Source organism: Selenomonadales bacterium (assembly GCA_018335585.1).
Taxonomy (GTDB): Bacteria; Bacillota; UBA994; order UBA994; family UBA994; genus UBA994.
The window spans coordinates 34,439-45,420 of record JAGXRZ010000051.1; the positions used below are offsets into that span (position 1 = coordinate 34,439).

12 protein-coding genes are annotated in these 10,982 nt (G+C 57.0%); 4 read left to right on the forward strand and 8 right to left on the reverse strand.

The window, feature by feature from the left end; genetic code table 11:
- The first annotated feature begins 73 nt into the window (after positions 1 to 73).
- Together KGZ66_09655 and argH are read left to right on the forward strand one after the other, a co-directional pair.
- The gene (locus KGZ66_09655; GenBank protein MBS3985845.1) at positions 74 to 1,300 is read left to right on the forward strand and encodes an argininosuccinate synthase; all 1,227 of its coding nucleotides are present in this window, start codon (positions 74 to 76) and stop codon (positions 1,298 to 1,300) included.
- Positions 1,297 to 2,673, forward strand: a complete 1,377-nt coding sequence (gene argH / locus KGZ66_09660) for an argininosuccinate lyase (protein MBS3985846.1) — start codon at positions 1,297 to 1,299, stop codon at positions 2,671 to 2,673. The genes KGZ66_09655 and argH overlap by 4 nt, the downstream gene beginning before the upstream one ends.
- Here the strand turns inward: argH and KGZ66_09665 are convergent.
- The 5 genes from KGZ66_09665 to KGZ66_09685 all read right to left on the reverse strand — a co-directional run bounded on the left by KGZ66_09665 (position 2,651) and on the right by KGZ66_09685 (position 6,517).
- Complete coding sequence (locus KGZ66_09665; protein ID MBS3985847.1) at positions 2,651 to 4,396, reverse strand: ABC transporter ATP-binding protein; 1,746 nt, start codon at positions 4,394 to 4,396, stop codon at positions 2,651 to 2,653. The genes argH and KGZ66_09665 overlap by 23 nt on opposite strands.
- 146 nt (positions 4,397 to 4,542) lie before the next feature.
- A complete protein-coding gene (locus tag KGZ66_09670; GenBank protein ID MBS3985848.1) occupies positions 4,543 to 4,800 on the reverse strand; it encodes a GNAT family N-acetyltransferase in 258 nt (85 codons plus the stop codon).
- The gene (locus tag KGZ66_09675) at positions 4,800 to 4,991 is read right to left on the reverse strand and encodes a hypothetical protein (GenBank protein MBS3985849.1); all 192 of its coding nucleotides are present in this window, start codon (positions 4,989 to 4,991) and stop codon (positions 4,800 to 4,802) included. Before KGZ66_09675 ends, KGZ66_09670 begins: the two co-directional genes overlap by 1 nt.
- Positions 4,992 to 5,097: 106 nt before the next feature.
- Positions 5,098 to 5,886, reverse strand: a complete 789-nt coding sequence (locus KGZ66_09680; GenBank protein ID MBS3985850.1) for a hypothetical protein — start codon at positions 5,884 to 5,886, stop codon at positions 5,098 to 5,100.
- A gap of 55 nt (positions 5,887 to 5,941) precedes the next feature.
- Positions 5,942 to 6,517, reverse strand: a complete 576-nt coding sequence (locus KGZ66_09685; GenBank protein ID MBS3985851.1) for a flavodoxin family protein — start codon at positions 6,515 to 6,517, stop codon at positions 5,942 to 5,944.
- A gap of 242 nt (positions 6,518 to 6,759) precedes the next feature.
- Between KGZ66_09685 and KGZ66_09690 the strand changes: the two genes are divergently transcribed.
- Complete coding sequence (locus tag KGZ66_09690; protein ID MBS3985852.1) at positions 6,760 to 7,182, forward strand: hypothetical protein; 423 nt, start codon at positions 6,760 to 6,762, stop codon at positions 7,180 to 7,182.
- Positions 7,175 to 7,408 (forward strand): hypothetical protein, encoded by a 234-nt coding sequence (locus KGZ66_09695; protein MBS3985853.1) that lies wholly within the window; start codon positions 7,175 to 7,177, stop codon positions 7,406 to 7,408. Before KGZ66_09690 ends, KGZ66_09695 begins: the two co-directional genes overlap by 8 nt.
- 8 nt (positions 7,409 to 7,416) lie before the next feature.
- Here KGZ66_09695 and KGZ66_09700 read toward each other — a convergent pair whose 3' ends face one another.
- Genes KGZ66_09700 through KGZ66_09710 form a run of 3 tightly spaced genes read right to left on the reverse strand, consistent with a single transcriptional unit; the run spans position 7,417 to position 10,834 of the window.
- Complete coding sequence (locus tag KGZ66_09700; protein ID MBS3985854.1) at positions 7,417 to 8,163, reverse strand: hypothetical protein; 747 nt, start codon at positions 8,161 to 8,163, stop codon at positions 7,417 to 7,419.
- Complete coding sequence (gene pglZ / locus KGZ66_09705; protein MBS3985855.1) at positions 8,157 to 10,202, reverse strand: BREX-3 system phosphatase PglZ; 2,046 nt, start codon at positions 10,200 to 10,202, stop codon at positions 8,157 to 8,159. The genes KGZ66_09700 and pglZ overlap by 7 nt, the downstream gene beginning before the upstream one ends.
- Positions 10,202 to 10,834: a hypothetical protein gene (locus KGZ66_09710; protein ID MBS3985856.1), complete on the reverse strand. Its 633-nt coding sequence runs from the start codon at positions 10,832 to 10,834 to the stop codon at positions 10,202 to 10,204. Before KGZ66_09710 ends, pglZ begins: the two co-directional genes overlap by 1 nt.
- Positions 10,835 to 10,982 lie beyond the last annotated feature (148 nt).

The following is a 10,982-nucleotide window of genomic DNA, read 5'->3' on the forward strand; positions in this document are numbered from 1 at the left end:
CCAGACATTACGCTGAGGACAAGGCAAAAAAATTCTGTTGCATTTCTATGCAGTTCTATGTATAGTATTGCACATGACAACCAAGGAGGGCTTGCGGATGAAAATTGTGCTGGCTTATTCAGGAGGGCTCGATACCTCGGTCATTGTGCCTTGGCTGAAGGAGAATTATGACGCCGAAGTTATCGCCATGGCGGCTGATGTGGGTCAAACAGAGGACTGGGAGCTGCTCAAGCAAAAAGCCATTAATTCTGGCGCGACCAAAGTGTATGTAAAAGAGTGCCAGGAAGAGCTTGTGGAGAGTTACATCTGGCCCACACTGCGAGCCGGTGCGGTTTACGAGGGCAAGTACCTGCTTGGCACCTCGTTTGCCAGGCCCATTATCGCGAGGAGTCTAGTGGAAGTGGCGCTCGAGGAAGAAGCCGACGCCGTCGCCCACGGCGCGACAGGCAAAGGCAACGACCAAGTGCGATTTGAACTGACCATCAAGGCACTAGCTCCACACCTCAAGGTAATCGCCCCCTGGCGCTTGTGGAGCATCCGCTCGCGCGAGGATGCCTTAGACTACGCCGCGGCGCGCGGGATACCCGTTGTCGCGACCAAAGCGCGCCCCTATTCTTTGGATCATAACCTGTGGCACCTCAGCCACGAGGGCGGAAGCCTCGAAGACCCAGGCAGCGAGCCCCATAAAGATGTTCTCCTAAACACCGTCCACCCCGAAGCTGCTCCGGATGCGCCCACCTATGTGGAAGTAGGCTTTCGCGCCGGGACACCTGTGTCCCTTAACGGCGTAGAGCTGCCGGGAGTGAAGCTGCTCGCAGAGCTAAACGCGATTGCCGCCGCTAACGCTGTGGGCATAGTTGACCTAGTTGAAAACCGCCTCGTCGGCATGAAATCTCGCGGCGTTTACGAAACCCCCGGCGGCACGGTGCTGTATGCCGCGCACCGCGAACTAGAACACCTCTGCCTAGATCGCGCTACCCTGCACTACAAAGACATCTTAGCGCAGCGCTACGCCGAGCTGGTTTATGACGGCATGTGGTATCACCCCTTGCGCGAAGCCCTGGACGCTTTTGTAGATGTTACTCAGCGCACGGTAACGGGCACGGTACGCCTTAAGCTCTACAAGGGCAACTGCACGCCGGCCGGCGCAAGTTCCCCCTACTCGCTGTATGACCAAGAGCTGTGCACCTTTGGCGAGGACAACGTGTACAACCAAAAGGACGCCGAAGGCTTTATTAACCTCTTTGGGCTGCCGCTCGTGGTTAACGGCAAAATGAAACGCAAGGCTGGTTTAATATGAGCAAGCTCTGGGGAGGCAGGTTTTCCAAGGACACCAACCCCTTGGTTGACGCCTTTCATTCATCCTTAGCCTTCGACCGGCGGCTGTACCAAGAAGACATTGCGGGCAGTATCGCGCACGCTACCATGCTCAGCGAACAAGGCATTATCTCCCCTGACGAGGCCTCCGCCCTAGCAAACGGGCTGCGGGACATTCTGGCTGACCTGCACTCTGGCGCTGTGCAACTAGACGAAACGGCCGAGGACATACACACAGCCGTGGAGCAGCTTCTTGTCGCTAAGCTCGGGCCGGTAGGCAAGAAGCTCCACACCGGCCGCAGCCGCAACGACCAAGTCGCCCTAGACTTAAGGCTTTACTTGCGCAAGGAGACTAGGGAGATTCGCCGGCTGTTAACCGAGCTGCTTAATGTCCTGCTCGACCTAGCCGCGCAGCATGCCGCAATTATTATGCCGGGGTTTACGCACCTGCAGCGCGCTCAACCGGTAACCTTAGGGCATCACCTGCTGGCATATGTGGCCATGTTTAAGCGCGATTACGAGCGTCTAGGCGACGCGCTCGTGCGCACTAACGTATGCCCCCTTGGCGCCGGGGCCTTAGCCGCGAGCACCTACCCTATAGCGCCCGCGCGGGTTGCCGAATTGCTTGAGTTTCCGGCGACGGCGCTTAACAGCATGGATGCGGTTAGCGACCGCGACTTCGTCATTGAGTTTTGTGCGGCAGGCGCACTAATCATGATGCATTTGAGCCGTCTGAGTGAAGAGCTTGTGCTCTGGTCAAGCGCGGAGTTTGGCTTTATTGAGCTTGACGATGCCTATACTACAGGCAGCTCAATTATGCCGCAGAAAAAGAACCCGGACGTAGCGGAGCTGGTGCGCGGGAAGACAGGCCGCGTTTACGGCGACCTTATGGCTGTCCTCACGCAAATGAAAGGGCTGCCGCTCGCGTACAACAAGGACATGCAAGAAGACAAAGAAGCGGTTTTTGACGCCGCGGATACGCTGAAGGGCTGCCTGCTGGTGTACCCTCCCATGCTGGCTGGCATGACGGTCAAGTCCGACCGCCTGCTAGGGGCGGCTGCCGGGGGATACACCAATGCTACCGATCTCGCCGACTATCTGACAAAAAAAGGCGTTCCCTTCCGGGAAGCGCACGAGATTGTGGGTAAAGCAGTACTGGGTGCGATTGCGCGGGGCCAAAGCCTTAGCGACATCGACCTTGCACAATACCGTGAGTGGTGCCCTGTGTTTGACGCCGACCTTTACGCGGCTATCGAGCTTAAGACCTGTGTGGACAAGCGCCTGGCGGCGGGCGGACCGGCCCCCGCGGCGACAATGGCGGCAGTTGCCGCGGTTAGAGCTTGGCTGGGCTCATAAACTCCCGTTGCACGTTGCACAGACGGCTGTATAGCCCGCCGCGGGACGCAAGTTCTTCGTGACGCCCCTGCTCCACGATTTTGCCCTCGTCTAATACCAAGATGGTGTCGGCCCGCTTTACGGTGGAGAGGCGGTGAGCAATGACGATAATAGTGCGGCTGCCGGCGAGCGAGTTAATGGCGGTCTGTATCTGTGCTTCCGTCTCCACATCGACAGCGGCCGTGGCCTCGTCAAGGATAAGAATAGGCGAATTGCGGAGCACCGCGCGGGCGATCGCTAGACGCTGCTTCTGCCCGCCGGAGAGCCGCATGCCACGCTCACCGATGGCCGTGTCATAGCCGTCTCTGGTGGCCATTATAAAGTCGTGCGCTTGCGCCAGCTTGGCGGCATTTAAAATGTCGTCCTGGGTGGCGTTTTCCTTGCCGTAGGCGATGTTAGCGGCGATTGTGCCATTGAAGAGAAACACATCCTGCAGCACAACCGAGATTTGCTCGCGCAAGGAGCTAAGTGTAAGGTCGCGAATATCGTGCCCGTCAAGCAGTATGCACCCTTCCCGCGGGTCGTAAAAGCGGGCAATCAGGCTAATAATCGATGTTTTGCCCACGCCGGTAGGCCCGACGAGGGCAATCATTTTCCCGGGCTGGGCTTCAAAACTTATGTTCTCTAGCACCTTTTGACCGTCCTGGTAGCCAAACGAGACATCCCGAAAGGTGATGTGCCCTTGGCACTTAGCTAATTTTGTCGCGTCGGGGTGTTCCTTAATGTCGGGCAAAGTGTCTAGCACCTTAAATACCCTCTCGCCGCCTGCAAACGCCCTTTGAATGTCTTCCATAAGGCGGGCCATGGCGGTAATTGGGTGGTAGAAGAGATTCAGATAGAGCATAAACCCAACTATATCGCTGCCGCGCATGGTGCCTTGCATGGCCAGCACGCCGCCAAAAAAGATGACGATAACGGTGCCGAGCGAAGTGAGGAACTCAATCGTGGGGTGAAAAACTGCGTTTAAGCGCAGTGCGACCAGAATAGCCCGCACATAGTCTTGCGACTTTTCGTCTACATTGTTGCGTTCAACCGCCTGCTTGTTAAAGATCTGTATCTCTTTAAGGCCGGATAGATTGTCTTGGATAACCGCGTTTAGCTCTGCAATCTTCGCCTGCGCTAAGCTAAAGTTAGGGCGGACTTTTCGCGCGTAGATGCGCGTCGCCAGAATAAGGAGCGGCACGGGAATGAGCGTGAGCGCCGCCAGGGTAGGGTTCATGCTAAAGAGGATGACCGCGACCCCAATTAGCACCAGGATGTTAGCGCCGACCTCGGGTATGGCATGCGCTATGAGCGACTCGAAAGTCGCCACATCGTTAACCGTAATAGACATAAGCTGTCCGGTTTGCTTGTCCTGAAAAAACCCGAGCGAAAGCTTCTGCAGATGGTCATAGACCTTAGTGCGCATGTTCGCTACTAAGCGCCACGAGCCGACGTGCGACATGTAGCTCGCCAGGAACCTAAACACAATCTTTAGGCCATAGAGGGCCAAAAGCCCCAAGGCAATGGGCCGCAGGCGCTCCATGTTAAGCATGCCTTCTGTTTCAACGTAGTAGAGCATGCGACGCACCAGTTGCGGTGCGATGAGGTCAAGTCCGGTTAGGGCCACAACAGCAATAGCAGTAATTAATAGATAAGGCCAGTAGGCTTGCGCTTCCTTTAGCAGGCGCCGCAGAAAATCCATAGTACACCCCCTGGTGTGTTATTTCGGTATGCCAAGCAAAAATCCTGCACGTCGGGTGCGGCCTGAGCATAAGAAAGCCCCGTGCGTAGCTGCACGGGGACATTCGAACATGTGAAGCAAAAAGATACGTCCCTTTTGCTTCAGCCTCACAAGGCGATGCGGTATATTTTCTCTCCCTCGTCAATTTCGCCGGTAAACTCAAAGCCTAGCCGAATGTAAAACTCCTCCGGGCCGTTTTCACCCGGCACACAGCTTAGCTTTAGCTCCTTCGCCTGCGGCAGCGTGCGCACGTGGTCAAGGATTAGGCCGAGCGCTTCCTTGCCGTAGCCCTTCTTTTGGTGCCCTTTGTCTATCATAAAGCGCCACAAGAAGTACTCCCCTCGCTCGGGTACTTGGTGCAACATCACAAACCCGACCGGCGTCTCGCCGTGATAAATGGCCGAAACCAGGCCTCCTGGCAGAAGTAGGCTTGGGCAATAGAGACCGCATTAGGCGCGACAAAATCCTCTTGGCTCTTGTCTACTGTGAGCCTGCATATCGCACGCACAGAGTCCGCGTCTATCTCGCGCAGTGACAAACGTTGGTTGTGAAGCATGGTAATCAATCTCCCTTCGGCATTAGCGTGTGTGTTCTCTTACCGCAATTCGCTAGGTGGTGCGCAAAACCCTGCTTGAAGCAAAAAGCTCCGTCCCTTTTGCTTCCTACTGCTTCGCTAACTGCCAAGCGGTAGTTCCGGCGAGGAGCGCAATGCCAAGGGCGGTGAGCCAAACGATTTCGGTGTACTGCCCATTAAACTCGCTCATGTGCCGCGCTAGGATGCCAAGCAAAGCCCAGGCCACTACTCCGGCAAAAACGCGGTCGCGCTCGCGCAAGAGCATGGCCATGGCCAGCACAATCGCCACAAGGATAACGGCAAGAGTCAGCCACGTAGCCAGTATGCCAAAGCCCATCATGCCGCGGCTGACCAAGGTGATGGCGGTGTTGGCGATGAGCGCGACGCTAATCCACCCTAGATACATGCTAAAGGTAGCGCGCACAAAAAGAGTGTCGCGCCAATCTACCGCAGGCATCGCCCTAAGTCGCATGTATATCCAAAGCAGCGTGCCAAGGAGCGCGAGCATAACGACAAGCGACAAGCTGATTAAGTTGTTGTGCCAAGCCAACAACCAAACGATATTAGCTAGGCAAGACGCCACAAAGGGCACACCCACTTTTTGCGCTACCGCTGCCCCCCGCCCTTGGGGGGCTAAAACCCCTGCCTGAAACAAAACAAAGAAGCCAAGAAACAGGTAGATTACTCCCCAAATGCCAAACGTGAACCCCGCAGGCTCAAAAAGTGTCCTGTTGAGTCCGGAAATCTCCCCCGTCTGCCTGCCACCAAGCGGCAAGGTGTTAGCCAGCGCGTTAAAGACCAAAACGGCGACGTAGGCCAGCAGGCAGGCGCACTGCAGAGCTGAGAGCGAGCGCGTGTGCTTGAACATCTTAGACAAGGCTGTCACCGTCCTTATAGATTAATGCGAGAGGCTTCTTAACTTGGTTGCTTCGCTACTGCTTTAGCTTGCGCATGACGTGTGCCATGTTCTTGGCGAAATGCTCAAGAATCTTTATCCCCTCGGCGTCGTTTTCCGCGTCCCTAGCCCCTTTTGCTCCGGCCACGCCCACATTCCAATAGATAGAGCCGGGGATAATCATGTCGTTGATGAAGTACCAAAGCAGAAGCTGGGCAAAGGCAAACGTATGCCCTGTTCTTCTGGCTACGGTAATGGGCGCACCTACCTTGCCGGAAAAGAACTTGCCCGACATGCGCCCGGCAAATCCCGCCCGCTCTAAGAGGCACATCAGCTGCGGTACTGCCGAGGCGTAATAAACAGGCGAAGAGACAAGAATCCCTTGCGCCGCGTGCATTTTGTCAAAGAGCTCGGCGAAGTCGTCGCCCTTCTGCACGCACTCCTTGGCCTCGGCGCAGCCGTAACACCCACTACAGGGAAGCAACGTCTTGCCGCGCAGGCTCACCAGTTCTGTCTCTAAGCCCTCTTCCTCAAGGAATTGTAAGGTCTTCTTAAGAAACCACTCCGAATTTCCGCTCTTTCGCAACGAGCCGCTTATACCTAGGACTTTCATAGGGACACCTCCGGTGAACTGATTCTACTTGTCTTACTAAACTGCTACTTCGCTTTATTGAAACGTTCTCCACTCACAGGCCGATTCCTGCAGCGCTTGTCAAGATATGTCATGTCGTTTAAGACCCCCTTGCCAACGCGCAAGAGGGTGAATGTGTGAAGCAAAAGGCTCCGTCCCTTTTGCTTACGTACGTTGTGTAAGTAATGTACAACATGGTAAACTAAGAGCGGAGAGTGATTGCTATGTCAGTAATGCCCGTACGCAGCGCAACCGAGGTAAGAGAGAACTTTAGCGCATATCTGGACGATGTTGCCCGAAAAAGCCCACAAGCTATTAAGCGGCATCGCGATTCGTTTATCACGATGTCTGCAGAGCACCTCAATGCATTACTCACGGACGTGTCCCTTACCTTGACTTATGACGTGGAACACGACGGCTCCTACTCTGGCACCTTAGAAGAGGTAGGCCTCAGCGCAAACGCCGACAGCCTACCCAATTTGGCCACTGCGCTGGCCCTGCACCTGCTTGATTATGCACAGGATTACCTAGAAGACTTCAACCAGTACTTTTTCAGTCCTAACCGCAGAGTACATTTCCCCTATGTGATGAAAGCCGTGGCGCAGCGCGACCTTGCAGCTGTGGTGTCGCTATTTAAACATGCCTAGTTGGAGAGAACTGCGCGACTTCCTGCGACAAGAAGGTTTCGTTCTCAAGCGGAGCTCTAAAGACGAAATCTGGGAAAGAGTGAGCATCGACGGCACTATTGACAGGGTGCGCTGCTCTAAAGGCAATGGTGAGATTTACGGCGGACTGTGGAACAGAATTCGCAAACACGAGCTGGCCGGGATCACAAATGAGGAGTTCAACCGACGCAGGAAAGGAAAAAGATGAGGCTTCGCCTAGCGCTGCAGGACGACGACATCCTCGTCTAGCCCTTGCCGCAGGATGTCGAGCCGGGGCGAGGGAGCACCTAGGCTTTGGGCCGGGATGGTCGCCAGGCGGAGCGGGAAAAGTGTCGGGCTACCGAGTACCTCCTTAAGGAGGGCTGAGTCAGTGGCGCGGCTATGTAGTGCCGCCTCGGTCAGCCAAGCGATAAGCCCGGGCTCTTCTACCGCGATGACGGCGCCCGCAGCATACACGCCCTTCTCGCCTGTTTCCTGCAACACGCCCCAATCGTGAAAAGAACGCAAAATGCGACGCACCGCGCGAGACACTGTCTCGCGCTCTCCGTACTGCTCGCGCGCGCGCCGTTGCACGTGTGCGGCGGCCACACTGCCTTGTAGCCTCAGCAGGCGACCTACTATGGCCGCAATCCCGGCCCAAAAGGGGTAAACCGCCATGACCATGCCCCAGTGGACGACAAGGTGCCGCTCGCGCGGCAGGCGCGCTAACAACTGCAAGCCTTCGTCGCGCAGGCAAACAAGCTCTTTAGGCACCGTTAGCCACGTCTTGCGGAGAATCACCATCGTCTTGTCGCGGCTGCCGCCTTTGCCGTGCCCGCCTACGGACAACTTGTCGCTTAACATTGCCTGCAGAGCCGCGTTAACCGCAGCTCTATCGTTGCCAGCCATCACTAGGTAGGCTGTCTTGTCGAGCCATTCCAAGCGCACTCTTTGACTAAACCCGACTTGCCCAAGCCTTAGCATGATGCACTCCCCTTCCCTGCCAGCGCACAGGGCAGAGGCAAGTCAATCTGGACGAGCGGGACGATTAGCTCCGCGAGAGAGTTTCCGCCGTGGCAAACCGCGCGTTCCCCGTGCCCAATAAAGGCCTTGCCGGGAGGTGCGAAAAGCGCCAAGAAGTTCTCGGGCAAGCCCGTGGCCGGCCATGGCATGGTGCCTGCGAACTGGTCTTTTACTTTGTTGCGCAGAGATGCGTCCGCATAGACGCGCACGCGCTCTCCCTTAAGTTCTGCTAGGCTGCCTTCTGCGGGCGAGCCGCAGCCTGTCGCCTCGGTATTGCCGTGGTCGGAAGTGAGGTAAACCCGAAAGCCACGCTCTAGCAGCAGGCAAATCAGGTCGCCTAGATAGGGCTGTTTGGCCCACTGCTCGATTTGGTTGTGCAGACCGGCTGTGCCAAGTTGTATGCCATGCGCAATTTTGTCGACTTTGTCGACTACAAGCCCGACAACCCGCACTTCTGGGTGCGAAAGCCTCTCCGCTACTTCAGCCAAGCTGCCTTCGCCTAATCCCTTTATGTACTCCACCTGCTCGGCAGCACACCCCTGCTCCGCCCAGAACTGCCGCCAGAGCGCCGGTTCTTTGGCGGTGGTATGGATGCTGCTCGGGAAAAACCCGGGTATCTTGCCCGCAAAAACTGCTTGGCGCGATACAGAAGTTAAGGTTGGCAGCCAGGCAAAGACCGCCTGTTCGCGAAAGCGAAACTCGGGCACGCGGGCTGCTAAGGCTCTCTGCACGATGAGCCATTGGTCCATGGCTAGCCCGTCTATTACGAGCAGAGCAACCTTGACGCCTTCGTCATCGGCTAGGCGGGCCAACATGCGCGGCACGTGGTGCAGCATTACCGGTGGAACCGGCGGCAGGTTAGCAAGCCCGGCGTAGCGGCAGAGAAGCCATGCGGTAAAGGCCTCCTCCACGCTCGATTTTAGTTCACGCGCCGCAGCTAGCTCTACTCCCTCCCCGACGGTACCCGGTTGGTGCACAAGTACCAGGAGTTCGGCCCAACCTCGCGCGAAGTGTAGCCATTCCGTGTATTTCGCGGCGCCAGACGGGACAGATGAGCGCAGTGTGGCCACCAGTTTCTCTAGCCGGCGGGAGCGGTCCTCGCCCGGCACTGTTTTGATGCCGATGTGCAGCCAAGTCTTAGGCAAACGCGCCGCATCGTCGCGCTGCACCGCGCTTAACAGCCCCTCGGCAAACAGGTTGTCGATGTAGACGCGCACATCGTGGTGTGCAAAAGGAAGGTCGGCGGGACCGGGCACAGTATAGCGATGCTGTGCCGCTTCGCGCACATGTGATGCTTGCCCGCCAAGCTCGCTGTCGACAAACGTCGGCCACCGCTCCTGCAAAAAGCGAAAGAAGTCCTCGCGCCTTGTCACCAAGCGCTCTAGCGGCCATTCACCAAAGCACGCGTTTTGCCGCAATAGTGTGACCAAACGCTCGTCTAAAAGTGCGGGCAGACACCGGCCGTAGTAGTGGCGGCGCAGCAACATACTGAGGAGGTCTGCCGGTTCCCTAATTAGCTCCGGCGCGACGTGATACACGTGGCGGAGCACAAAATCCTTGGTTGCGTTCTCGCTAAGCCCACCGGGCGCGTTTGTCGCGTAGGCCAGAGACAAAGCATCGAGGTCGCTCCTATCTAGCGCTGCCACTACGGGGTAACTCAGGCCCGGAAAGATGTCGCCTAGGTTAAAGGCCAGCCGCCTGCCTGCCTGCAACAGGTCAAAAGGCAGCGTTTCGTCCATCTGGCCATCCAAAGAGCGTAGCACAACGACGAGCTCTGCCTGCTCGCCCTCATCCCAACGCACGCGAAACTTTGCTTCATAGGCATAGCGGAAGGCAACGTGGTCCTCAAACGGGAGGAGTGTAAAGCCCCGCTCGCGAATGCCTGCCAGGACGCCTTCTTCCGACAGTAGCCCGTCCGGGTCTTCCACCAGGGTCAGCCGCGCGACGTGCGGCGTAAACTCCCTGAGTATCTTCTCGCGCCAGCTTAGTTCACTTGGCATTAGCTCCCCCCTACGCGCAAAATAAGCAGCGGCACCAGTTCGGGATAGATGTGCGCCATCTGCGCAAGCTCTGCGGCATACTCGTGCTCTTCTTGTGCCAAGAGGTTGAGGCGATAAGCTCTAACCTGGGGCAAGCCGACGCGCAGAATGCTTTTTTGGCGCGCGGCAAAAGCATACGCGGCCTTTTGGCGCTCGCGCGCAAGGCGGGCGAAGTGCGCCTCCTTGAGCGCTTCATAGATGGGCCGCCCGAGTTCTAGAGCCTTGCTGTTGAGCCTAGCTAAAGCCGCCTGCGTGGCTCGGGGGCTCTGCAGTGAGGTTACCTCAAGGGTTGTGGCTAGGAGCTGATCCCACACATACTTAGCGGTCGGCAAAAAGACTAGGCCGTTGTCAGCCAGAAACAAAGGCATAATGCGCCTAGAACCGGCAGCCGCGGCCGCCACGTAAGCAATCTTCTCCGGCAATATACCGCTGGCTCCGTCTAGCGGCTTAAGGCGCGCCGCGGGAATGCTCACCACCGTATCACTCTCAAGAAGCCAGACGCGGCACAAAGTTTCGCCCCAGAGCTTTTCAACCTCCAGCACCTTGCCGATTGCGCCCGTGTCGTTTAGCTGTACCCAATCGCCCTGGTTCAAGAGAGGCCACTCCTAGAGCCGGTAATAATGCCCCACACAGCGCGCATCCGGGTTCCGTCCATGGCCAGGTTGGCATCCTTCGCTACTTGCTGCCACGTGACGGCTGAACTTTGCTCAAGCCATGCGCGCGCGCGCTGAATGCGCGGGG

What these genes read in the sequence shown, in the direction of transcription:
- KGZ66_09655 (MBS3985845.1), top strand. Translation starts at nt 74, where the DNA reads ATGACAACCAAGGAGGGCTTGCGGATGAAAATTGTGCTGGCTTATTCA.
- argH (MBS3985846.1), top strand. Translation starts at nt 1,297, where the DNA reads ATGAGCAAGCTCTGGGGAGGCAGGTTTTCCAAGGACACCAACCCCTTG.
- KGZ66_09675 (MBS3985849.1), bottom strand. Translation starts at nt 4,991, where the DNA reads ATGCTTCACAACCAACGTTTGTCACTGCGCGAGATAGACGCGGACTCT.
- KGZ66_09690 (MBS3985852.1), top strand. Translation starts at nt 6,760, where the DNA reads ATGTCAGTAATGCCCGTACGCAGCGCAACCGAGGTAAGAGAGAACTTT.
- KGZ66_09685 (MBS3985851.1), bottom strand. Translation starts at nt 6,517, where the DNA reads ATGAAAGTCCTAGGTATAAGCGGCTCGTTGCGAAAGAGCGGAAATTCG.
- KGZ66_09700 (MBS3985854.1), bottom strand. Translation starts at nt 8,163, where the DNA reads ATGCTAAGGCTTGGGCAAGTCGGGTTTAGTCAAAGAGTGCGCTTGGAA.
- KGZ66_09670 (MBS3985848.1), bottom strand. Translation starts at nt 4,800, where the DNA reads ATGTTGCACCAAGTACCCGAGCGAGGGGAGTACTTCTTGTGGCGCTTT.
- KGZ66_09695 (MBS3985853.1), top strand. Translation starts at nt 7,175, where the DNA reads ATGCCTAGTTGGAGAGAACTGCGCGACTTCCTGCGACAAGAAGGTTTC.
- pglZ (MBS3985855.1), bottom strand. Translation starts at nt 10,202, where the DNA reads ATGCCAAGTGAACTAAGCTGGCGCGAGAAGATACTCAGGGAGTTTACG.
- KGZ66_09665 (MBS3985847.1), bottom strand. Translation starts at nt 4,396, where the DNA reads ATGGATTTTCTGCGGCGCCTGCTAAAGGAAGCGCAAGCCTACTGGCCT.